Source organism: Pantoea eucalypti, from assembly GCF_009646115.1.
GTDB lineage: Bacteria > Pseudomonadota > Gammaproteobacteria > Enterobacterales > Enterobacteriaceae > Pantoea > Pantoea eucalypti.
On the sequence record NZ_CP045720.1, the window covers coordinates 209007 to 231297 of the forward strand.

The window sequence follows — 22291 nt, forward strand, 5'->3', positions numbered from 1 at the left end:
CCCGCGCAGTGCCCACACAGATTGTCTGATAAAAAGTAACGAGCAGAAAAAACCTCTACAGGCTTGTAGCTCAGGTGGTTAGAGCGCACCCCTGATAAGGGTGAGGTCGGTGGTTCAAGTCCACTCAGGCCTACCAAATTCGCACTCACGCTGCGTTATGTCTCCGGCTCGCATAGTTCACTATGCTTCGCGGAAACATGCCTTGCCTGAGCACGAATTGCATTTCTCACGAAGTGTACTCGGTTGAGTGGTAGTAGTGGTCTCTGCAGTAACTGTATGGGGCTATAGCTCAGCTGGGAGAGCGCCTGCCTTGCACGCAGGAGGTCAGCGGTTCGATCCCGCTTAGCTCCACCATACCGTTTATCTGTTTTTTCTGAATACTTCAGAGCGTACCGGCAACGGTGTGCTGCGAAGTATTATGCTCTTTAACAATCCGGAACAAGCTGAAAATTGAAACGACGTGTCGTTTTCATTCTCCGTAATAAGAATGAAAAGCGCGACACGTTCGAGTCTCTCAAATGCTTGCAGCTCGCAGCGTTGTAAAACGCCTGTGGGTTGTGAGGTTAAGCGACTAAGCGTACACGGTGGATGCCCAGGCAGTCAGAGGCGATGAAGGACGTGCTAATCTGCGTAAAGCGACGGTAAGGTGATATGAACCGCTACAGCCGTCGATGTCCGAATGGGGAAACCCGGTGCACTCTGTGCATCATTGCAGCATGAATACATAGTGCTGCAAGGCGAACCGGGGGAACTGAAACATCTAAGTACCCCGAGGAAAAGAAATCAACCGAGATTCCCCCAGTAGCGGCGAGCGAACGGGGAGCAGCCCAGAGCCTGAATCAGCATGTGTGTTAGTGGAAGCGTCTGGAAAGTCGCAGGGTACAGGGTGATACTCCCGTACACAAAAGCGCATGTGCTGTGAGCTCGATGAGTAAGGCGGGACACGTGGTATCCTGTCTGAATATGGGGGGACCATCCTCCAAGGCTAAATACTCCTGACTGACCGATAGTGAACCAGTACCGTGAGGGAAAGGCGAAAAGAACCCCGGCGAGGGGAGTGAAACAGAACCTGAAACCGTGTACGTACAAGCAGTGGGAGCCCTCTTTATGGGGGTGACTGCGTACCTTTTGTATAATGGGTCAGCGACTTATATTCTGTAGCAAGGTTAACCGTATAGGGGAGCCGCAGGGAAACCGAGTCTTAACTGGGCGTTAAGTTGCAGGGTATAGACCCGAAACCCGGTGATCTAGCCATGGGCAGGTTGAAGGTTGGGTAACACTAACTGGAGGACCGAACCGACTAATGTTGAAAAATTAGCGGATGACCTGTGGCTGGGGGTGAAAGGCCAATCAAACCGGGAGATAGCTGGTTCTCCCCGAAAGCTATTTAGGTAGCGCCTCGTGAACTCATCTCCGGGGGTAGAGCACTGTTTCGGCTAGGGGGCCATCCCGGCTTACCAACCCGATGCAAACTGCGAATACCGGAGAATGTTATCACGGGAGACACACGGCGGGTGCTAACGTCCGTCGTGAAGAGGGAAACAACCCAGACCGCCAGCTAAGGTCCCAAAGTCATGGTTAAGTGGGAAACGATGTGGGAAGGCACAGACAGCCGGGGATGTTGGCTTAGAAGCAGCCATCATTTAAAGAAAGCGTAATAGCTCACTGGTCGAGTCGGCCTGCGCGGAAGATGTAACGGGGCTAAACCATGCACCGAAGCTGCGGCAGCGACACTATGTGTTGTTGGGTAGGGGAGCGTTCTGTAAGCCGTCGAAGGTGTGCTGTGAGGCATGCTGGAGGTATCAGAAGTGCGAATGCTGACATAAGTAACGATAAAGCGGGTGAAAAGCCCGCTCGCCGGAAGACCAAGGGTTCCTGTTCAACGTTAATCGGAGCAGGGTGAGTCGACCCCTAAGGCGAGGCCGAAAGGCGTAGTCGATGGGAAACAGGTTAATATTCCTGTACTCGGTGTTACTGCGAAGGGGGGACGGAGAAGGCTATATCAGCCGGGCGACGGTTGTCCCGGTTTAAGCGTGTAGGCGGAGGGTCCAGGTAAATCCGGTCCCTTATTAACGCTGAGGCGTGACGACGAGGCACTACGGTGCTGAAGTGATAAATGCCCAGCTTCCAGGAAAAGCCTCTAAGCATCAGGTAACACAGAATCGTACCCCAAACCGACACAGGTGGTCAGGTAGAGAATACCAAGGCGCTTGAGAGAACTCGGGTGAAGGAACTAGGCAAAATGGTGCCGTAACTTCGGGAGAAGGCACGCTGGCGCGTAGGTGGAGGGACTTGCTCCCCGAGCCGAAGCCAGTCGAAGATACCAGCTGGCTGCAACTGTTTATTAAAAACACAGCACTGTGCAAACACGAAAGTGGACGTATACGGTGTGACGCCTGCCCGGTGCCGGAAGGTTAATTGATGGGGTTATCCGCAAGGAGAAGCTCTTGATCGAAGCCCCGGTAAACGGCGGCCGTAACTATAACGGTCCTAAGGTAGCGAAATTCCTTGTCGGGTAAGTTCCGACCTGCACGAATGGCGTAATGATGGCCAGGCTGTCTCCACCCGAGACTCAGTGAAATTGAACTCGCTGTGAAGATGCAGTGTACCCGCGGCAAGACGGAAAGACCCCGTGAACCTTTACTACAGCTTGACACTGAACATTGAGCCTTGATGTGTAGGATAGGTGGGAGGCTTTGAAGCGCGGACGCCAGTTCGCGTGGAGCCAACCTTGAAATACCACCCTTTAATGTTTGATGTTCTAACGTAGGCCCGTAATCCGGGCTGCGGACAGTGTCTGGTGGGTAGTTTGACTGGGGCGGTCTCCTCCTAAAGAGTAACGGAGGAGCACGAAGGTCAGCTAATCACGGTCGGACATCGTGAGGTTAGTGCAATGGCATAAGCTGGCTTGACTGCGAGAGTGACGGCTCGAGCAGGTGCGAAAGCAGGTCATAGTGATCCGGTGGTTCTGAATGGAAGGGCCATCGCTCAACGGATAAAAAGGTACTCCGGGGATAACAGGCTGATACCGCCCAAGAGTTCATATCGACGGCGGTGTTTGGCACCTCGATGTCGGCTCATCACATCCTGGGGCTGAAGTAGGTCCCAAGGGTACGGCTGTTCGCCGTTTAAAGTGGTACGCGAGCTGGGTTTAGAACGTCGTGAGACAGTTCGGTCCCTATCTGCCGTGGGCGCTGGAGAATTGAGGGGGGTTGCTCCTAGTACGAGAGGACCGGAGTGAACGCACCACTGGTGTTCGGGTTGTCATGCCAATGGCATTGCCCGGTAGCTAAGTGCGGAAAAGATAAGTGCTGAAAGCATCTAAGCACGAAACTTGCCCCGAGATGAGTTCTCCTGACTCCTTGAGAGTCCTGAAGGGACGTTGAAGACTACGACGTTGATAGGCCGGGTGTGTAAGCGCAGCGATGCGTTGAGCTAACCGGTACTAATGACCCGTGAGGCTTAACCTTACAACGCCAGAGGCGTTTTTGAGAGACACGATTTTCAGCCTGTACCGGATATATCTGCGCGGCCTTAAGGGGCGGCGCGGAGACAGAATCTGCCTGGCGGCTTTAGCGCGGTGGTCCCACCTGACCCCATGCCGAACTCAGAAGTGAAACGCCGTAGCGCCGATGGTAGTGTGGGGTCTCCCCATGCGAGAGTAGGGAACTGCCAGGCATTAAATTCGTTCCTTTTCCCCTGACAAGGAAAGCAACAGGAACAGACGGCTCTCAGCCGGTTGCTGAGAACCGTGAAAGAATCGGTGGAGCGGTAGTTCAGTTGGTTAGAATACCTGCCTGTCACGCAGGGGGTCGCGGGTTCGAGCCCCGTCCGTTCCGCCACCCTATTAGGGGCGTAGTTCAATTGGTAGAGCACCGGTCTCCAAAACCGGGTGTTGGGGGTTCGAGTCCCTCCGCCCCTGCCAGAAAACGATCCTTTGCTTCGGCAAAGGATTTTTTTTGCCTTTAAAAAAGCAAAAAAGAAAAACCAGCTAACGCTAACTGGCCTCTGATCTTCCCTGCTCACCTCTTTTTCCCGTAAATTCAGCTGTTTTGCCTGACCAGAATCGGGAATTTAAGCAACTGGCGGATATGTGCCTGCTGATCGCTGTTCTGCAACCAGACAGCATAGAGCGGACGAACGGCAACGGGTGTATCCGGAATCATCATCAACTCACTGTAAACACTTTGCCAGAAGTCCGGCAGAAACGCGCATGCGCCGGTGGTATGCAGCAGTTCACGGGTGACATGCGCTGACGTTGTGGAGAGGACCGGCACATCATCAGCCCCCGAGAGATAGCTCTGATGCTGATGAAAATCAGCTCCCCATTCCAGCTTAATGTAATCATATTTCTCGCGCTTTTCACTCTGCCGGGCGCAGAACAGCGCCAGTGAAATATGACCAATCTGCTGACTGGTTAACTCATCCATCTTAGGCGCTTCAGTGGTAATCAACAGATCCAGCTGGCGCTCATGAAGCTGTTTAACCAGCAGATGCCGCTGTGCCACGCGCGCTTCTAAATGCAGGCTCTCCCGATTCTCATACAGCGTCTGTAGCCATGGCGTCAGATAGGCTTCCCATAGAGATGCACTGGCACCAATAGAAAGCTCATGATGCTGCTGAGTATGAGAAACCTCCTTCTTCGCCATCATCCAGGTGCTCATCAGGCTTTCAGCATAGGGAAGCAGTCGCTCTCCTGCCGCTGTCAGACGTATGTTATTGCGATGCCGTGTAAAAAGATTAACGCCAAGCTGATTCTCTAACTGACGGATGCGAAAACTGACAGCAGATTGCGTAAGGTAAAGTGCTTCTGCAGCACGCCCAAAATGACGTGTCCTGCTCACTTCCAGGAAAGTTTTCAGTAATTCCGTATCCACAGCGTTCTCCCAAAAAATGTTTGTCGTATAGATTTAAATGTTTTGTTTTACACTCTGTCAAGCCTATCTAATACTCCGCGCCATTAACAGCACGGCATTAGAAAATCAGGAGCGTGTAACATGGCGGAAAGCTTCTCAACAGAGAATCGTTTCTTTGATAACAAACATTACCCGCGTGGTTTCTCACGCCACGGTGACTTTACTATTAAAGAGGCTCAGCTTCTTGAACGCCACGGTTTTGCTTTTAATGAGCTGGATTTATCAAAGCGTGAGCCTGTAACTGAAGAAGAACGTTTGTTTATTGAAGTGTGTCGTGGCGTGCGTGAGCCGCAAACGGAAGCTGAGCGCGTGTGGTCTAAGTATATGACCCGCATTAAGCGTCCTAAGCGTTTTCATACGCTCTCTGGCGGTAAACCGCAGATGGACACCGTTGAAGACTTTACCGACAGCGACGATTAACAGAGAAGGGGCGAAAGCCCCTTTTTTTATTGCAGGCTGTTGTGCAGATGAATCATTAATCGATCTATTGTACGGTAACTGACCGCTTCCTGCAGATGTGACCGGCTAATATCCGTATCCCCCGCGAGATCGGCAACGGTACGCGCCACTTTCAAAATCCGCTGCCATGCCCGCACAGACAAACCCAGTTTCTCCAGCACGGACTCCAGCCACTCCGCGTCTTCTTTGGCAGGCTGACACCAGCGCATAATCTCTGCATTGTTTAAATGCGCATTGATCTTGCCTGTGCGGGCCAGCTGAATGTTACGTGCCGCGACCACCCGATGACGTACCTGCTCAGACGCTTCCGCTCTGGTGCGCTGACCGCTGAGCATCCCACCCGGCAGTAGCGGCACCTCCAGCGAAAGATCAAAACGATCCAAAAAAGGGCCTGATAGCTTGCTGAGATACCGCAAAACCTGTTGGGGTGAGCAGCGGTTGTGTTGTCCCTGATAATGCCCGGTTGGACTGGGATTCATCGCAGCGATCAGCTGAAACCGTGCCGGATAGGTAACTTTTGCCCGGGCACGGGAAATAGCGATGACGCCCGACTCTAATGGCTCGCGCAGGGAGTCCAGTACCTTGCGATCAAATTCCGGTAACTCATCCAGAAACAGTACGCCATTGTGCGCGAGTGATATCTCACCGGGCCGTGGCAATGATCCGCCACCAATCAAAGCATAGAGAGATGCGCTATGGTGAGGTGACCTGAAAGGCCGCGTGCGCCACTGTCGGTGCAGGGTATTGTTGTTCACCAGGCTGTCGATTGCCGCGCACTCCAGAGCTTCCTGATCGCTAAGAGAAGGCATTATGCCAGGCAGTCGGGTGGCGAGCATGGTTTTACCCGTGCCCGGTGGCCCAATCAGCAGCAGGTTATGACCGCCTGCCGCTGTGATCTCCAGTGCTCTGCGCCCCTGCTCCTGACCAATGATATCAGTGAGATCATCAGCCGGCACGTCGCCCTGCTGTTCAGGGTATTGGGCGGTCGGTAATGTGAGCGCATTACGCAGAAAGGCGCATACCTCGCTGAGGTGAGAGGCGACCAGCGACAACCCCTGACGGATGAGTCCGGCATCACCCTGATTTTCAACGGAGAGCACCAGCTGCCTTCCCGCCTGTATCGCCACCATAGCCGCTGGAATCGCGCCCTGTACACCGCACACTGCGCCGTCGAGTGCCAGCTCACCCAGAAACTCATAGTGCGTCAGCTTATCGGCAGGAAGCTGCTCAGAGGCGACCAGAATGGCGATCGCCATAGGTAAGTCATACCGCCCACCCTCTTTGGGTAAATCTGCCGGGGCCAGATTGATGGTGACGCGCTTAGCCGGAAAGGTAAAACCACTGTTGATAATGGCGCTGCGGACCCGCTCACGTGCCTCTTTCACGGTGGTTTCAGGCAAACCCACCAGTGTTAACGCTGGCAGGCCGTTACTGATATGCGCCTCAATGGTCACCAGCGGGGCTTCTACGCCTAATGCTGCCCGGGTCAGAACTTTTGATAATGACATACTCGCTCCTTGTTGCCGCCAGTCTGGTGACAGCGTCAAATGAAAGCGAGGGGATGATCAGCACTGTTCGGGCCATCGTCCAGCTCATCAGCGTTTTTTTCATGCCGTATTGAAACCTTGTGCGACTGCGCGCAAATTCATCAAAACATGATTACGCCACTAAAGTGATGAATAATTATCATCACGTAATTATTTCTTGTAATACAGGTTGATAGGTCGTTATCCAGCGCCTGTGGTTAAAAAAAGTCTGTAAAAAAAGTTGTGCCATAACCCCTGACTATGATAACTCTGTAGGCATTACTTCGAACACGTAAAAGAATTGAACAACACATGAAAGCCCTTCTACAAGTGATTAGCCTGGTCGTGATTAGCGTGGTGGTGGTTATTAACCTACCGTGCGGGGCAACGCTTGGAGAAAGAAAGGCTTAAAAATCAAGCCTCGAATCCGAAAAAACCCCCGCACCGAAAGGTCCGGGGGTTTTTTTTCGACCCGAGGAAATATCAGTAAATCCACAAGGAACAAACAATGAACAGTAGCATAAAATTCTGTTGTTCCGGTCAGGACACAGGAGAATAGCGATGACAGGTGCACAGTGGGTAGTTCAGGCTTTACGCGCGCAGGGGGTTAATACCGTATTTGGTTACCCTGGCGGCGCAATTATGCCGGTATACGACGCGCTCTATGATGGCGGCGTGGAACACCTACTGTGTCGTCATGAGCAGGGCGCAGTGATGGCGGCGATTGGCTATGCCCGCTCAACCGGCAAAACTGGCGTCTGTATCGCCACTTCAGGCCCTGGCGCGACTAACCTGATTACGGGCCTGGCGGATGCCATGATGGATTCGGTTCCGGTTGTGGCAATCACCGGTCAGGTAACCTCTGCCTTCATCGGCACCGATGCTTTCCAGGAGATCGACGTACTGGGACTCTCGCTGGCCTGTACCAAGCACAGTTTCCTGGTCGAGTCGCTGGATGAGCTGCCCGCTATCATGGCGGAAGCCTTTGCGCTGGCGCAGTCGGGTCGTCCGGGTCCGGTGCTGGTTGATATCCCGAAAGACATTCAGATTGCGCAGGGTGAGCCCGCACCGCATCTGGTGCCGGTAGAAGAGGGAAGCGCGCTGCCACATCAGGCAATTCACGAAGCACGTGCACTGATGGCGCAGGCCAGAAAACCCATGCTCTACGTTGGCGGTGGCGTCGGTCTGGCGCAGGCTGTTCCGGCACTGCGTGCGCTGGCAGAAGAAACCGGTATTCCGGCAGTGGCTACCCTGAAAGGCTTAGGCAGCGTGGATCCACGCAGTGAGGTCTATCTGGGCATGCTGGGGATGCACGGCACCAAAGCCGCTAACCTGGCCGTACAGGCATGTGACCTGCTGATCGCGGTCGGTGCGCGCTTCGACGACCGCGTCACCGGCAAGCTGGATACCTTTGCACCCCACGCCAGCGTGATTCATCTCGACATCGATCCCGCTGAGTTAAACAAATTACGTCGCGCACACGTCTCTCTGCAGGGTGATCTCAACGAATTGCTGCCTGCTCTGAGTCAGCCGCTGCATATCAACGCCTGGCGTGATGAGGTGAAAGCGCTTAAAGCCAGTCACTCATGGCGCTATGACCATCCAGGCGAAGCGATCTATGCGCCGCTGTTGCTGAAGCAGCTTTCCGATCGCAAACCGGCCAATACTGTTGTGACCACCGACGTTGGTCAGCATCAGATGTGGACGGCACAGCACATGGCATTTAGCGCACCGGAAAACTTCATCACCTCCAGTGGTTTAGGCACCATGGGCTTTGGTTTGCCTGCCGCTATCGGCGCACAGGTTGCACGCCCGGAAGATACGGTTATCTGTGTCTCGGGTGATGGCTCCATCATGATGAACATTCAGGAACTGGGCACCATCAAGCGCGGCAAGCTGCCGGTTAAAATCGTACTGATGGATAACCAGCGTCTGGGCATGGTGCGCCAGTGGCAGCAGCTCTTTTTTGACGGTCGCTACAGCGAAACCAATCTGTCCGATAATCCCGACTTCCTCACGCTGGCCAGCGCGTTCAACATTCCTGGCCAGCGCATTACCCGTAAAGATCAGGTCGACGCCGCCCTTGATGCTCTGCTGAACAGCGAAGGTCCTTACTTCCTGCATGTTGCAATAGATGAGCATGAAAACGTCTGGCCACTGGTACCGCCGGGTGCCAGCAATGCAAACATGATGGAGAAAACCGTATGAACCAGCATCAATTGTCTATCGAAGCCCGTTTCCGCCCTGAAATATTAGAGCGCATTTTACGCGTCGTGCGTCACCGCGGTTTTCAGGTCTGTTCTATGAACATGGCCTCAGTCGCTAACGCAGAAAACATTAATATTGAAATGACCGTTGCCAGCCAGCGCTCCGTCGATTTACTGTCTTCGCAGTTAAGTAAATTGATCGACGTTGCATGCGTTCAGATTCAACAACAGACAACACAACAAATCCGCGCGTAGCCGCGAGAGGAAATAACAATGAGCACGAAGAAAGCAGACTTTATTTGGTTCAATGGCGAGATGGTTAAGTGGGAAGATGCGAAGGTCAGCGTCATGTCTCACGCGTTGCACTACGGTACGTCGGTATTTGAAGGCGTGCGTTGCTACGACTCTCACAAAGGACCGGTTGTGTTCCGTCATCGCGAACACATGCAACGTCTGCACGACTCCGCCAAAATCTACCGCTTCCCGATTAAAAGCAGCGTTGATGAGCTGATGGAAGCGTGCCGCGAAGTCATCCGCCTGAACAAACTGAAAAGTGCTTATATCCGTCCGCTGGCCTTTGTTGGCGATGTGGGCCTGGGCGTGAACCCGCCAGACGGCTTCACCACCGATGTGATCATTGCTGCCTTCCCGTGGGGCGCATACCTGGGCGCAGAAGCGCTGGAAAACGGCATCGATGCGATGGTCTCCTCATGGAACCGCGTTGCGCCAAATACCCTGCCAACCGCCGCGAAAGCGGGTGGTAACTACCTCTCCTCACTGCTGGTGGGCAGCGAAGCCCGTCGTCACGGTTATCAGGAAGGTATCGCGCTGGACACCAATGGCCTGATTTCAGAAGGTGCTGGCGAGAACCTGTTTGAAGTTAAAGATGGTGTGCTGTTTACGCCGCCATTCACCTCCTCTGCACTGCCAGGTATCACCCGCGATGCCATCATCACGCTGGCGCGCGATATGGGCATTGAAGTGCGTGAGCAGACGCTGTCGCGTGAGTCGCTCTATCTGGCTGACGAAGTCTTTATGTCTGGCACCGCCGCAGAAATCACGCCGGTACGCAGCGTGGATCGCATTCAGGTGGGCGAAGGCAAACGTGGTCCGGTCACCAAACGCATCCAGGAGGCCTTCTTTGGTCTGTTCACTGGCGAAACAGAAGACAAGTGGGGCTGGTTAGATCCGGTTAACCCATAATCAGATACAGCGCGGGCGTCATCTGACGTCCGCGAGCTTATTCTTACTGGAGTAAATAGAGCATGCCTAAGTACCGTTCCGCCACTACCACCCACGGCCGCAATATGGCAGGTGCCCGTGCCTTATGGCGCGCGACAGGAATGACCGACGACGATTTCGGCAAGCCGATTATCGCTGTGGTTAACTCATTCACCCAATTTGTCCCTGGCCACGTTCACCTCCGCGACCTGGGTAAACTCGTCGCTGAGCAGATTGAAGCGTCAGGTGGTGTGGCTAAAGAGTTCAACACCATCGCGGTGGATGACGGTATTGCCATGGGTCATGGCGGCATGCTGTATTCACTGCCTTCGCGCGAACTGATTGCCGATTCGGTCGAGTACATGGTCAACGCGCACTGCGCAGACGCCATGGTCTGCATCTCTAACTGCGATAAAATCACGCCGGGAATGCTGATGGCGTCACTGCGCCTGAATATTCCGGTGATCTTTGTTTCCGGTGGACCGATGGAAGCGGGTAAAACCAAGCTTTCTGACAAAATCATCAAGCTGGATCTGGTGGATGCGATGATTCAGGGTGCCAACCCGAACGTCAGCGATGCCGACAGCGATCAGATCGAACGCTCTGCCTGCCCGACCTGTGGCTCCTGCTCCGGTATGTTCACCGCCAACTCGATGAACTGTCTGACCGAAGCTCTGGGCCTGTCGCAGCCTGGCAACGGATCACTGCTGGCCACGCACGCCGATCGCAAAGAGCTGTTCATCAATGCCGGTAAGCGCATCGTCAGTCTGACCAAGCGCTACTACGAGCAGGATGACGTCAACATGCTGCCACGTAACATCGCTAACAAGGCCGCTTTCGAGAACGCCATGATGCTGGATATCGCCATGGGCGGTTCCACCAACACCGTATTGCACCTGCTGGCGGCGGCACAGGAAGGCGACATCGACTTTAATATCTCCGACATCGATCGCCTGTCACGTAAAGTGCCTCAGCTTTGTAAAGTCGCGCCAAGTACCCCGAAATATCACATGGAAGATGTGCATCGCGCGGGTGGGGTTTTTGCGATTCTGGGCGAGCTGGATCGCGCAGGCCTGTTCGACAGCAGCGCCCGTAATATTCTGCAGCAGACGATGCGTGAAACGCTGGATCAGTACGACATCATGCTGACCAAAGATCAGGCGGTGAAAGATATGTTCCGCGCTGGCCCGGCAGGCATCCGTACTACCCAGGCGTTCTCACAGAACTGCCGCTGGGACACGCTGGATGATGATCGTGCCGAAGGCTGTATCCGCACCCGCGAAAACGCTTACTCGCAGGACGGCGGTCTGGCCGTGCTTTACGGCAACATCGCCGAAGATGGCTGTATCGTTAAAACGGCGGGCGTAGACAAAGAGATCCTGACCTTCACGGGTCCGGCTAAAGTCTATGAAAGCCAGGATGACGCGGTAGAAGCGATTCTGGGCGGCAAAGTTGTGGCAGGCGACGTGGTCGTCATCCGCTACGAAGGACCAAAAGGCGGGCCGGGCATGCAGGAAATGCTCTATCCGACCACCTATCTGAAATCGATGGGCCTGGGCAAAAGCTGCGCACTGATCACCGACGGTCGGTTCTCCGGCGGTACGTCGGGCCTCTCTATCGGCCACGCTTCGCCGGAAGCGGCTAACGGCGGCACCATTGCGCTGGTCAAAGATGGCGATACCATTGAAATCGATATCCCTAATCGCGGCATCAAACTCGCTGTGCCGGATAACGAACTGCACGCCCGCCGTGAAGAGCAGCAGGCACGTGGCGATGCGGCCTATACGCCAGTCAATCGTCAGCGTGAAGTCTCCTTTGCGCTGCGTGCTTACGCATTACTCGCGACCAGTGCTGACAAAGGCGCTGTCCGCGATAAGAGCAAGCTGGGAGGCTAAAAATGGCCGAGTCTCAACCGCTACCTGACGCGCCTGGCGGCGCCGAATATTTGCGCGCAGTGCTGCGTTCACCGGTGTATGAAGTGGCACAGGTGACGCCGCTGCAGATTATGGAAAAAATTTCGGCGCGGCTCGGCAACACCATTCTGGTGAAGCGGGAAGATCGCCAGCCGGTGCACAGTTTCAAGGTGCGCGGTGCTTACGCGATGATTGCCGGTCTGAATGAAGAGCAGAAAGCGCGCGGCGTGGTGACGGCGTCAGCCGGTAACCATGCGCAGGGCGTGGCGCTCTCCGCGACGAAACTGGGCATCAAGTCACTGATTGTGATGCCGCTAGCGACCGCAGACATCAAGGTCGATGCAGTGCGCGCATTTGGCGGTGAGGCTTTCCTGTTTGGTGCCAACTTTGATGAGGCGAAAGCCAAAGCGATAGAGCTCGCTGAACAGCGCGGCTACACCTTCGTGCCGCCGTTTGACCATCCGGCTGTCATTGCCGGACAGGGCACGCTGGCGATGGAGCTGTTGCAGCAGGATGCGCACCTTGACCGGGTCTTTGTCCCGGTTGGCGGCGGCGGTCTGGCGGCCGGCGTGGCGGTGCTGATCAAGCAGCTGATGCCGCAAATCAAAGTGATTGCGGTGGAGTCAGAAGATTCAGCCTGCCTGAAAGCCGCACTGGAAGCGGGTCATCCGGTCGATCTGCCGCGCGTCGGGCTGTTTGCCGAAGGCGTCGCGGTCAAACGGATTGGCAGCGAAACCTTCCGGCTCTGTCAGGCCTACCTCGATGACATCATTACCGTCGACAGCGATGCGATTTGCGCGGCGATGAAGGATCTGTTCGAAGATGTGCGTGCTGTGGCGGAGCCGTCTGGCGCACTGGCGCTAGCGGGCATGAAAAAGTATATCCAGCAGCATGAGATCAAAGGCGAGCGGCTGGCGCATGTGTTATCAGGTGCCAACGTCAACTTCCACGGTCTGCGTTACGTCTCCGAGCGTTGTGAGCTGGGCGAACAGCGTGAAGCGCTGCTGGCCGTCACCATCCCGGAACAGCAGGGCAGTTTCCTGCGCTTCTGCCAGACGCTGGGCGGACGTTCAATCACCGAGTTCAATTACCGCTACGCCGATGCGGACAAAGCCTGCATCTTTGTGGGTGTACGTCTGACCCGTGGCGTGGAAGAGCGCAGTGAGATCATCAGCGAACTCACCAGCGGCGGCTATCAGGTAGTCGATCTCTCAGATGATGAGATGGCGAAACTGCACGTGCGCTACATGGTGGGCGGACGGCCCTCCAAGCCACTGCGTGAGCGGCTCTTCAGCTTTGAATTCCCGGAGGCACCTGGCGCGTTGCTGAAGTTCCTGCAGACGCTGGGCACTCACTGGAATATCTCGCTGTTTCACTACCGCAGCCACGGCACCGACTATGGTCGTGTGCTGGCGGCGTTTGAACTCGGCAGCGATGAGCCACGTTTCGAGGAGCATCTCACCGATCTGGGTTACGACTTTCATGACGAAAGCCAGAACCCGGCGTTCCGCTTCTTCCTGTCAGGCCACTGATTACAGCTGGCTCCAGAAAGCACTGATCAGCGGCTCTCCGAGCCGCTTTTTTTGCACGCAGATGCCGAGTTCGAACGGCGCAACCGAGTCAATATTCTCCAGCAGCAGCACGCGGTTTCGCACCGGGTCCGGGCTGTTCTCCAGCACCACATCCGGCAACAGTGCAATACCGCAACCCAGCGCCACCATTGAGACAATCGCTTCATGCCCCGATACGGTGGCGTAAATGACCGGATTCGGGATGCGCTGACGACGGAACCAGAGATCGATACGCCGCCGTGCGGGTCCCTGCACCGGCAGAATGAAGGGAATTTTTGACCAGTCGGGCTGCGGCTGTGTGGCCTGAGTGCGAACAGCACAGGGCAGTGCAGGCGCAATCAGCACCAGCGGGATCAGCCCCAGTGGCATAAAATCAATGCTGGCGGGCAGAGTTTCAGGCCGTCCGGCAATCGCCAGATCGGCATCACCGGAGTGCACTTTTTCCACCGCATCCGCGGCATCGCCGGTATCCAGTTTGATTTCGACCTGCGGATGTTCAGCGCGAAAGCGGTCAAGGATGGGCGGCAGATGACTGTAGGCCGCCGTCACAGAACAGAACAGTCGCAGTTCGCCGCTGAGTGACGGGCCGTTAAGATCCATCACATGGCGCAGTTGCTGATACTGCAACAGCGTCTGCTGGGCAAACTGGCGCAGGCGTTCGCCCGCTTCCGTCAGCGTCACGGTGCGGTTATCGCGCAGAAACAGCGCATGGCCGACATCTTCTTCAAGCCGCTGGATCTGGCGTGACAGCGTGGAAGGGCTGACGTGCATCGCACGCGCAGTGCGCCCGAAGTGGCAGCTTTCTGCCAGATGAAGAAACAGTTTCAGATCCCGTAAATCCATGTGCGCGTCGCCTCTGGGTGGTGTTGCATTTATTGCAATGTGACGTTGTTAATATATCAATTTAAGCAACAGAATTCCTGTCATATGATGGGGTCATTCGCGGCGCTGCACGATTCGCCGTTCCTGAACAAAAAAAGCAAACACAACCTTACTGGAGTACCCATGGCTAACTATTTCAACACATTGAACCTGCGCAACCAGCTGGCGCAATTAGGCAAATGCCGTTTCATGGCGCGTGATGAATTCGCGGATGGTGCCAGTTTCCTGAAAGGCAAAAAAGTCGTTATCGTTGGCTGTGGTGCGCAGGGCCTGAACCAGGGTCTGAACATGCGTGATTCCGGTCTGGACGTTGCTTATGCACTGCGTGCTGAAGCGATTGCGGAGAAACGCCCTTCATGGCGCAAAGCGACCGATAACGGTTTCAAAGTGGGTACTTACGAAGAGCTGATCCCGCAGGCTGACCTGGTGGTTAACCTGACGCCAGACAAGCAGCACTCTGCTGTAGTTCAGGCTGTTCAGCCGCTGATGAAAGATGGCGCTGCACTGGGCTACTCACACGGTTTCAACATCGTTGAAGTGGGCGAAAGCATCCGTAAAGACATCACTGTTGTGATGGTGGCGCCGAAGTGCCCGGGTACTGAAGTGCGTGAAGAGTACAAACGTGGCTTTGGTGTGCCGACGCTGATCGCGGTTCACCCTGAAAATGATCCAAAAGGCGAAGGCATGGCGATTGCTAAAGCCTGGGCAGCTGCGACTGGCGGCGATCGTGCTGGCGTGCTGGAATCCTCCTTCGTTGCAGAAGTGAAATCTGACCTGATGGGTGAGCAGACTATTCTGTGTGGCATGTTGCAGGCGGGTTCACTGCTCTGCTTCGACAAGCTGGTGGCTGAAGGTACCGATCCGGCTTACGCAGAAAAACTGATTCAGTTCGGCTGGGAAACCATCACCGAGTCACTGAAGTTTGGTGGCATCACCCTGATGATGGATCGTCTTTCTAACCCGGCGAAACTGCGCGCCTATGCGCTGTCAGAGCAGCTGAAAACCATCATGGCGCCGCTGTTCCAGAAGCACATGGATGACATCATCTCCGGTGAATTCTCTTCCGGTATGATGGCTGACTGGGCAAATGATGATAAAAACCTGCTGACCTGGCGTGAAGAGACCGGCCAGACCGCGTTCGAAACCGCCGCACAGTATGAAGGCAAAATTGAAGAGCAGGAGTACTACGACAAAGGTGTTGTGATGGTAGCGATGGTTAAAGCGGGCGTTGAGCTGGCGTTTGAAACCATGGTAGACGCCGGCATCATTGAAGAGTCTGCTTACTATGAATCACTGCATGAGCTGCCGCTGATCGCGAACACCATCGCCCGTAAGCGTCTGTATGAAATGAACGTGGTTATCTCTGATACTGCCGAATATGGTAACTACCTGTTCTCCTTCGCCGCAGTTCCGCTGCTGAAAGAGTTCATGACCACATTGCAGCCAGGCGATCTGGGTAAAGCGGTTGAAGGCACGCAGGTCGACAACGCGCAGCTGCGTGACGTTAACGAAGCCGTTCGCCAGCATCCGATTGAAACCGTTGGCCGCAAGCTGCGTGGCTACATGACCGACATGAAGCGTATCGCTGTCGCGGGCTAATAAACCTCTTCACCGTTTTCAGCAAAACAAACCCCGGCTCGCCGGGGTTTTTTATTTGTGAACACTGCCTGGAAGGTTCACTGTAGGAACGGTGCCTGCACTGCCTGCTTTGCTGTAAGATCGAGCCTGTACAGGCAATACGGTCAGATCGGAAAGACGCAAAACCCGCCATCCCTGGCGCGGGACGCTTTCCTCCTCTGCCCGTATTGCCAGTGCCCTCAAGCTTCTTCATTGCTGCCCGAATCACCCTGCCTCATTAGCACTATGCAAGATCTTCAAACTGACAGCTAACCTGCTTCAGGCGATGGGAGCATACGCCTGTAGCAAAGCATCGCGGGCCAGGGACAACAACGCCGGGAGCGTTTTTGAACAACGCAATGCGTTGGCCCGGCTACGGGCGCACCTCAGGGATGAGGTGCGTAATCGGCCGCGCTGAGCCTGCCAGGGATGGCGTCTTTTACGTCTTTGCTTCAGGCGTATGCGCCCTGAGCCTGCTACCTGACCTCAAGGCGACACTTTAAACCCTGCGGAGTAGATGTATGCTCCCTCAAACGCCCTTTATTTACTCAACCCAACCCATAAAAAACCCGGCATCTGCCGGGTTTCACTGACCTTCATCCAACCGGATTACACGTCATAAAGCGTCTGGTGACGCGTCTCTTTACAGGCCAGCAACGCGATCAGCGTCAGTACTGCCATTGACGCCAGATACAGCCCCACCGCCTGCAAACCATAATGGGCATTTAGCCAGGTCGCAATATAAGGCGCAACGGAGGCACCCAGAATCGAGGAGAGGTTATAGGAGAACGATGCGCCGGTATAACGCACTTCAGTCGGGAACAGCTCCGGCAGCAGCGCGCCCATCGGGCCAAACGTCAGCCCCATAATGCTCAGACCCAGCAGCAGAAACGCCATCACCAGCGCCTGTGAACCTGAACCAAGCATTGCCGGGAACAGGAACGAAAACCCGATAATCATCAGCGTAATGGTAATCATCGTCTTGCGACGACCAAAACGGTCAGCCAGCAAACCAGCAATCGGTACCATCACCCCAAAGCCAATCACCGCCAGCATCAGCATCCACAGCATACTGTTACGCGGAATGCCCAGACCCGCCGGTGCTGCCGTGGTGCCATAACTCATCGAATAGACGGTCATGATATAGAACAGCGTATAGGTCGCCAGCATGATAAAAGTGCCGAGAATCGTGGCGGTCAGATGCTTGCTCAGCAGCGCCGCAATCGGCACCCGAACCTGCTTCTTCTCTTTCTGCACTTTGGCAAACACCGGACTCTCATGCAGCGAAACGCGCACATACAGACCAACCAGCACCAGCACGGCAGAGAGAATAAACGGCACGCGCCAGCCCCACTGCATAAACTGCTCGTCGGTCAGCAGCCATGAAAGCAGCAGGAAAGTCCCGTTAGCGAAGAAAAAGCCAATCGGCGCACCCAACTGAGGGAACGAACCGTAAAGCGCACGCTTCTTCGCTGGCGCATTTTCCGTCGCCAGCAGCGCCGCACCACCCCATTCTCCACCCAGCCCCAGTCCCTGACCAAAACGCGCCAGCGCCAGCAGCAGCGGCGCCATCACGCCAATCGTCTCATAGCTGGGTAGCAGACCAATCACCACGGTGGAAATACCCATGGTCAGCAGCGAGGCAACCAGCGTGGCTTTACGCCCGACGCGATCGCCAAAGTGACCAAACACCGCTGAGCCAATCGGACGCGCGATAAAGGCGATAGCGAAAGTGGCCAGCGACTGTAGCGTTGCGACCGTGGCATCACCCTGCGGGAAGAAAATGTGCGGGAAAACAATTACCGCAGCCGTGGCATAAATATAAAAGTCGAAGAATTCGATGGCCGTACCGACCAGCGAGGCAATCACCACTTTACTGCGTGAGTTAACCGGCGTGGGATCCTGCTGTTTGTCGAGTGTGTCTGTGAGGGAGGCTTGCATAACTGTTTCTTATTTGTAAATACAGATAAAGAATCTTACGCATCTGCCAGGGCGCATTCAATGATGAAAACCCGCGCCGCGTCTGGCTTCAGAGGGCAAAAAGAGGATAATTTCTGTGGTGCTGTGAATACCGGGTGATACCGGGGTAAACCGGACGATATATGGCGGGATACTCTAAGAAAGGGCTAAATAAAAGTGACCCCTCAGCTATTCATCCTGTTATCTGATTAAAAAATAGCCGAGGGGAAATATTTTCCGCTGTTGTTAACGGATTACGATGATTTGTGTCGTGACGCGCTGCCCGCTTCAGGCATCTGTGGGTCGTCTTTATATTTGGCAGTGGCGATCCACGCTGCACAGAACAGCGTCAGACGAGCGAAGAAGTAGAAGAATGCCATCAGGCCGAGCACTGAACCAAAGGCGGCACCGGAAGGCGAGGTCGCCATCTTCGGCAGTGTCAGCGTCATCACAAACTTAATCACCTCAAAGCCGATTGCCGCCAGCAGTGTCCCGCGGAACAACGCTTTCTTACGTGGCTTATGACGCGGCAGAATCCAGAAAATCCACAGGAAAAGCAGATAGTTCGCCATAACGGAAATCGAGGTGGCGATAATGGTCAGCGCAGGCCGCAACCAGTCAATGCCATCCAGGCCCAGCGCACTCACGATAGAGGCCTGCGCAGAGCCGGCTACCGAGGTCAGCGACAGCGTAATCACCAGCGCCAGCATCAGACCCGCCAGCGACAGCAGATCGCGAATATAACGCTTCCAGATCTTCTCCTTGTCATCCGGTTTGCGTTCCCATACGTCGCGCGACTGGGCACGAATCGCTTCACGCAGGTTACCCATCCAGTTAAGGCCGGAGTAGAGCGCCAGCAGTAAACCGGTAATCCCCACGGTGGCACGCTGCTGAATCGCGGTATTCACAGTATTTTTCAGCGTGGTTGCCAGTGTCGGGTCGCTGATGCTGCTGACGATTTTGTTGATGATATCGGTCAGCAAATCCGGATTCGATGCCAGCACAAAACCCACGGCGGCGAACGACACCATCAGAATGGGAATCAGCGATAAAAACGAAAAATAGGTAATCGCCGCGCCAAACTGGCTGCCGAGCCGATCGTTAAAGCGGTCAAGGGCGCGAATGAAATGCGCCACCGCCGGAATAGCCTGAAACCAGGTGGCGAAACGAGACACGCGAACAATAGATTCGTCTACGGTGTGGTTGCCGGTTTTAATATCGATAAGCGGCTTTTGTGGCTGCAAATCCTGCGGATTTTCCTGCTTGTCTGTCATAGACCTTCACTGTCCTGTTTATCATTAAAATCAAAGTATAGCCGCTCAGGTGACGTACTCCTGTAACACCTGACTCAGCCACTCCATAAATACCCGCACGCGACGTGCCACATTGCGCCGGTGCGGATAGAGCAGATGGATCGGCATCGGCCTGGCGGGAAAGCGATGCAGCACTTCCACCAGCTCACCCCTTTCCAGCAATGTCTGAATGCCGGCGGCAGGCACCTGAATAATGCCTAAGCCCGCCAGACAGGCGGCGCGATAGGTTTCGGTGCTGTTCACCGTCACCACGCCGCCGGTATGAACGTAATGGCACTGCCTGCCATCAAAATATTCAAACCCGGGTGAGGCCTGACCGAGCTGCTGGCTGTAATGCACCATCGCATGCTGCGACAGCTCTTCCAGCCGGATTGGCATCCCGAACCGCGAAAGGTAGCCAGGGCTGGCGCAGTTAATCAAGGTATGGGTACCAATTTTTCGCGCAATCAGCCCCGAATCTTTGAGTTCGCCCACCCGAAGCACACAATCAAACCCTTCGCGGATCACATCCACCTGACGATCGCTGCTGCTCAGCTCAATCTCTATGCCGGGATAGTGCTGCAAAAATTCGGGCAGCCGTGGCAGGATAAAACCGGTGGCCATCGCCACCGACATATCCACCCGGAGTTTACCGCTGAGCGAGGCGGGTTCGTGCTGAAACAGGCTGTCCATATCGTCAATCATCGACAATAAATCAAGACAGCGATCGTAATAGACTAATCCATCCTGGGTGAGTTGCACCCGGCGCGTGGTGCGATGCAACAAACGTGTTGCCATTTGATTCTCCAGCGCCTGGATCTGCCGGGATACACTGCCTTTCGGCACACCTAAACTTTCTGCTGCGCGGGTAAAACTGCCCATTTCTGCCACCCGCACGAAGACCTGCATTGCGTGAATTTTGTCCATGTTGTTCACCGATTGTTGTTTTTATTGAAACAGTGATGCGCGTTTACCCCTGTTTATAGATCAATAATTCGCGAATATCCTTAACCCGTGTTCAATTTTTCAACAGGTGTGAGCGATGAATCAGAAAGTGGCGTTAATTACCGGTGGAAACCGTGGGTTAGGCCGGAATGGAGCCTTAAAACTGGCTGCCAGAGGCACCGATATCATTCTGACGTACCGCAGCCATGCCGATGAGGCGCAGGCGGTCGTAAAGGAAATTGCGGCGATGGGGAGGCGCGCCGTGGCGCTGGCACTGGATGTAGGCGAAACCGGTCAGTTCGACCGCTTTGTTGGAGAGGTGAAACAGGCACTGCAGCAGCAATGGCAACGGGAGCGATTTGACTATTTAGTGAACAACGCGGGTCATGGACACTACAAGCCGTTTACCGACACCACCGAGGCGGAATTTGATGCGCTGGTCAATGTGCATTTGAAAGGGCCTTACTTTCTCACTCAGAAGCTGCTGCCGCTGATCAATGACGGTGGCCGCATCCTGAACATCTCCAGCGGGCTGACCCGACTGGTCTACCCTGGCTCCTCGACCTATGCGTCGATGAAAGGGGCGATGGAAGTCCTGACGCGCTATCAGGCGAAAGAGCTGGGCGAACGGCGCATTCGCGTCAATATTCTGGCACCTGGCGCGATAGAGACTGACTTTGGTGGTGGCCGGGTGCGTGATACCCGCGAGATTAACGATCAGATTGCCGGACTGACGGCGCTGGGTCGGGTCGGACTGCCGGATGATATCGGCGACGCCATCAGCGCGATCCTCAGTGACGAAACCGGCTGGATCACCGCGCAGCGGATTGAGGCTTCAGGCGGGCAGGGGATTTAACCGCGGGCGGCGTCGTTGAAAACACGACGCCGCCGTCTTTCACAGTGTAATGGTGCCATCGATGACGGTAACCGTATTGCCGCCAATCCAGATGGTCTCACCAGCGAAAGATACGTTCACCCGGCCTGCACGCTGCAGGGCCGTTCCCTGGCGAACGCGATAGGCGGTGGTATGGCCTGCGGCTGCGAAGTAACGCGCCAGACAGGCGTTGGCGCTGCCGGTCACCGGATCCTCGGTCAGGCTGCCATTTTCTACTAGCAGGCCACGCACTTCATACTGCTCAGGCTCGCCCTCAGGCAACCGGCCAAACGGCATCACTCCCGAAACACCCGCATGCTTAACCAGACGCTGCAAATCGCTGACATTGGGCTGCAGCGCCAGCACAGCGTCGGCACTGACCATCGGTACCAGCAGCCAGCGAATCCCCATATCGACCACCGTCGGGCTTTGCGTCAGATCGAACGCGTCGCTGTTTAAAGCGTTCCCCATCAGCGCATCCTGCCACGGCATCAGGGTGGCCGCCGGCGCGGCAAATGCCAGTTCGCCCGCCTCACCTATCTTCACCGTCACGTTTCCGACGCCACACTCCTGCACGATTTCACCCGGCGTTCGGGTAGGCCAGCCCGCCTCCAGCAGCGCATGTGCGGTGCCCAGCGTCGGATGACCGGCAAACGGCAGTTCGCCTTCCACGGTAAAAATACGCACCCGATAATCCGCCTCTTCGTGCTGCGGCGGCAGCACAAAGGTAGTTTCCGACAGGTTCGTCCAGCGGGCAATTGCCGCCAGCTGGCTGTCGTTTAGCCCCTGAGCATCCATGATCACCGCCAGCGGATTGCCATTAAAGGCGGATGAGGTAAACACATCGACTTGCTTAAACGCGACCTTCATTGTGACTCCTTGCTCTGGGTTCAGTGTGGCCTTTTCTCT

General features: G+C 55.2%; 16 protein-coding genes, 4 tRNA genes and 2 rRNA genes. 15 read left to right on the forward strand and 7 right to left on the reverse strand.

The genetic code is table 11. The features are described 5' to 3' along the window. Positions 1-59: 59 nt before the first annotated feature. From EE896_RS00970 to EE896_RS00995, 6 genes are all read left to right on the forward strand, one after another. Positions 60-136 (forward strand) — tRNA-Ile (locus tag EE896_RS00970). A 142-nt stretch (positions 137-278) separates the two neighbouring features. Then, a tRNA-Ala gene (locus EE896_RS00975) sits at positions 279-354 on the forward strand. Positions 355-561: 207 nt separating this feature from the next. Beyond that, positions 562-3470: ribosomal RNA gene (locus tag EE896_RS00980) — 23S ribosomal RNA — on the forward strand. Between the two features lie 92 nt (positions 3471-3562). Then, positions 3563-3678: ribosomal RNA gene (gene rrf, locus EE896_RS00985) — 5S ribosomal RNA — on the forward strand. A gap of 87 nt (positions 3679-3765) precedes the next feature. Further along, positions 3766-3842, forward strand: a tRNA-Asp gene (locus EE896_RS00990). 7 nt (positions 3843-3849) lie between these two features. After that, positions 3850-3925: transfer RNA gene (locus tag EE896_RS00995), tRNA-Trp, on the forward strand. A 118-nt stretch (positions 3926-4043) separates the two neighbouring features. On the opposite strand, the gene hdfR is transcribed toward EE896_RS00995, so the two are convergent. Further along, the gene (gene hdfR / locus EE896_RS01000; protein WP_008926363.1) at positions 4044-4877 is read right to left on the reverse strand and encodes an HTH-type transcriptional regulator HdfR; all 834 of its coding nucleotides are present in this window, start codon (positions 4875-4877) and stop codon (positions 4044-4046) included. Positions 4878-4997: 120 nt separating this feature from the next. Here hdfR and EE896_RS01005 point away from each other — a divergent pair, with 120 nt between their 5' ends. After that, positions 4998-5336: a MaoP family protein gene (locus tag EE896_RS01005; RefSeq protein ID WP_008926362.1), complete on the forward strand. Its 339-nt coding sequence runs from the start codon at positions 4998-5000 to the stop codon at positions 5334-5336. Positions 5337-5362: 26 nt separating this feature from the next. Here EE896_RS01005 and EE896_RS01010 read toward each other — a convergent pair whose 3' ends face one another. Then, positions 5363-6883: a YifB family Mg chelatase-like AAA ATPase gene (locus tag EE896_RS01010; RefSeq protein WP_140916307.1), complete on the reverse strand. Its 1521-nt coding sequence runs from the start codon at positions 6881-6883 to the stop codon at positions 5363-5365. Positions 6884-7213: 330 nt separating this feature from the next. Here EE896_RS01010 and ilvL point away from each other — a divergent pair, with 330 nt between their 5' ends. The 6 genes from ilvL (at position 7214) to ilvA (ending at position 13774) form a co-directional block, all read left to right on the forward strand. Next, positions 7214-7312 (forward strand): ilv operon leader peptide, encoded by a 99-nt coding sequence (ilvL, locus tag EE896_RS01015; RefSeq protein WP_072101316.1) that lies wholly within the window; start codon positions 7214-7216, stop codon positions 7310-7312. 150 nt (positions 7313-7462) lie between these two features. Next, on the forward strand, positions 7463-9109 hold the full coding sequence (gene ilvG / locus EE896_RS01020) for an acetolactate synthase 2 catalytic subunit (protein WP_039661108.1): 1647 nt from the start codon (positions 7463-7465) through the stop codon (positions 9107-9109). Beyond that, positions 9106-9363, forward strand: coding sequence for an acetolactate synthase 2 small subunit (gene ilvM / locus EE896_RS01025; RefSeq protein WP_008926359.1), 258 nt, complete (start codon positions 9106-9108; stop codon positions 9361-9363). The genes ilvG and ilvM overlap by 4 nt, the downstream gene beginning before the upstream one ends. Positions 9364-9381: 18 nt before the next feature. Beyond that, entirely contained in the window at positions 9382-10311 is a 930-nt protein-coding gene (locus EE896_RS01030) for a branched-chain amino acid transaminase (RefSeq protein WP_008926358.1), read from the forward strand. Positions 10312-10373: 62 nt separating this feature from the next. After that, positions 10374-12224, forward strand: a complete 1851-nt coding sequence (ilvD, locus tag EE896_RS01035) for a dihydroxy-acid dehydratase (protein WP_008926357.1) — start codon at positions 10374-10376, stop codon at positions 12222-12224. Positions 12225-12226: 2 nt separating this feature from the next. Beyond that, positions 12227-13774: a threonine ammonia-lyase, biosynthetic gene (ilvA, locus tag EE896_RS01040; protein ID WP_140916309.1), complete on the forward strand. Its 1548-nt coding sequence runs from the start codon at positions 12227-12229 to the stop codon at positions 13772-13774. Here the strand turns inward: ilvA and ilvY are convergent, their stop codons facing one another. After that, positions 13775-14656: an HTH-type transcriptional activator IlvY gene (ilvY, locus tag EE896_RS01045; protein WP_008926355.1), complete on the reverse strand. Its 882-nt coding sequence runs from the start codon at positions 14654-14656 to the stop codon at positions 13775-13777. A 162-nt stretch (positions 14657-14818) separates the two neighbouring features. On the opposite strand from ilvY, the gene ilvC reads away from it, so the two are divergent. Continuing rightward, on the forward strand, positions 14819-16294 hold the full coding sequence (ilvC, locus tag EE896_RS01050; protein WP_008926354.1) for a ketol-acid reductoisomerase: 1476 nt from the start codon (positions 14819-14821) through the stop codon (positions 16292-16294). 627 nt (positions 16295-16921) lie between these two features. Here ilvC and EE896_RS01055 read toward each other — a convergent pair. The 3 genes from EE896_RS01055 to EE896_RS01065 all read right to left on the reverse strand — a co-directional run bounded on the left by EE896_RS01055 (position 16922) and on the right by EE896_RS01065 (position 20490). Next, the gene (locus tag EE896_RS01055; protein ID WP_003852017.1) at positions 16922-18253 is read right to left on the reverse strand and encodes an MFS transporter; all 1332 of its coding nucleotides are present in this window, start codon (positions 18251-18253) and stop codon (positions 16922-16924) included. Between the two features lie 272 nt (positions 18254-18525). Next, a complete protein-coding gene (gene yhjD, locus EE896_RS01060) occupies positions 18526-19545 on the reverse strand; it encodes an inner membrane protein YhjD (RefSeq protein ID WP_003852018.1) in 1020 nt (339 codons plus the stop codon). A gap of 45 nt (positions 19546-19590) precedes the next feature. Then, the gene (locus tag EE896_RS01065) at positions 19591-20490 is read right to left on the reverse strand and encodes a LysR family transcriptional regulator (protein ID WP_008926352.1); all 900 of its coding nucleotides are present in this window, start codon (positions 20488-20490) and stop codon (positions 19591-19593) included. Positions 20491-20605: 115 nt separating this feature from the next. Here EE896_RS01065 and EE896_RS01070 point away from each other — a divergent pair, with 115 nt between their 5' ends. Further along, positions 20606-21364 (forward strand): SDR family NAD(P)-dependent oxidoreductase, encoded by a 759-nt coding sequence (locus tag EE896_RS01070; protein ID WP_140916311.1) that lies wholly within the window; start codon positions 20606-20608, stop codon positions 21362-21364. Positions 21365-21403: 39 nt separating this feature from the next. Here the strand turns inward: EE896_RS01070 and EE896_RS01075 are convergent, their stop codons facing one another. After that, entirely contained in the window at positions 21404-22252 is an 849-nt protein-coding gene (locus EE896_RS01075) for a PhzF family phenazine biosynthesis protein (RefSeq protein ID WP_008926350.1), read from the reverse strand. Positions 22253-22291: the final 39 nt, after the last annotated feature.

What these genes read in the sequence shown, in the direction of transcription:
- EE896_RS01005 (WP_008926362.1), top strand. Translation starts at nt 4,998, where the DNA reads ATGGCGGAAAGCTTCTCAACAGAGAATCGTTTCTTTGATAACAAACAT.
- EE896_RS01010 (WP_140916307.1), bottom strand. Translation starts at nt 6,883, where the DNA reads ATGTCATTATCAAAAGTTCTGACCCGGGCAGCATTAGGCGTAGAAGCC.
- ilvL (WP_072101316.1), top strand. Translation starts at nt 7,214, where the DNA reads ATGAAAGCCCTTCTACAAGTGATTAGCCTGGTCGTGATTAGCGTGGTG.
- ilvG (WP_039661108.1), top strand. Translation starts at nt 7,463, where the DNA reads ATGACAGGTGCACAGTGGGTAGTTCAGGCTTTACGCGCGCAGGGGGTT.
- ilvM (WP_008926359.1), top strand. Translation starts at nt 9,106, where the DNA reads ATGAACCAGCATCAATTGTCTATCGAAGCCCGTTTCCGCCCTGAAATA.
- EE896_RS01030 (WP_008926358.1), top strand. Translation starts at nt 9,382, where the DNA reads ATGAGCACGAAGAAAGCAGACTTTATTTGGTTCAATGGCGAGATGGTT.
- ilvD (WP_008926357.1), top strand. Translation starts at nt 10,374, where the DNA reads ATGCCTAAGTACCGTTCCGCCACTACCACCCACGGCCGCAATATGGCA.
- ilvA (WP_140916309.1), top strand. Translation starts at nt 12,227, where the DNA reads ATGGCCGAGTCTCAACCGCTACCTGACGCGCCTGGCGGCGCCGAATAT.
- ilvY (WP_008926355.1), bottom strand. Translation starts at nt 14,656, where the DNA reads ATGGATTTACGGGATCTGAAACTGTTTCTTCATCTGGCAGAAAGCTGC.
- ilvC (WP_008926354.1), top strand. Translation starts at nt 14,819, where the DNA reads ATGGCTAACTATTTCAACACATTGAACCTGCGCAACCAGCTGGCGCAA.
- EE896_RS01055 (WP_003852017.1), bottom strand. Translation starts at nt 18,253, where the DNA reads ATGCAAGCCTCCCTCACAGACACACTCGACAAACAGCAGGATCCCACG.
- yhjD (WP_003852018.1), bottom strand. Translation starts at nt 19,545, where the DNA reads ATGACAGACAAGCAGGAAAATCCGCAGGATTTGCAGCCACAAAAGCCG.
- EE896_RS01065 (WP_008926352.1), bottom strand. Translation starts at nt 20,490, where the DNA reads ATGGACAAAATTCACGCAATGCAGGTCTTCGTGCGGGTGGCAGAAATG.
- EE896_RS01070 (WP_140916311.1), top strand. Translation starts at nt 20,606, where the DNA reads ATGAATCAGAAAGTGGCGTTAATTACCGGTGGAAACCGTGGGTTAGGC.
- EE896_RS01075 (WP_008926350.1), bottom strand. Translation starts at nt 22,252, where the DNA reads ATGAAGGTCGCGTTTAAGCAAGTCGATGTGTTTACCTCATCCGCCTTT.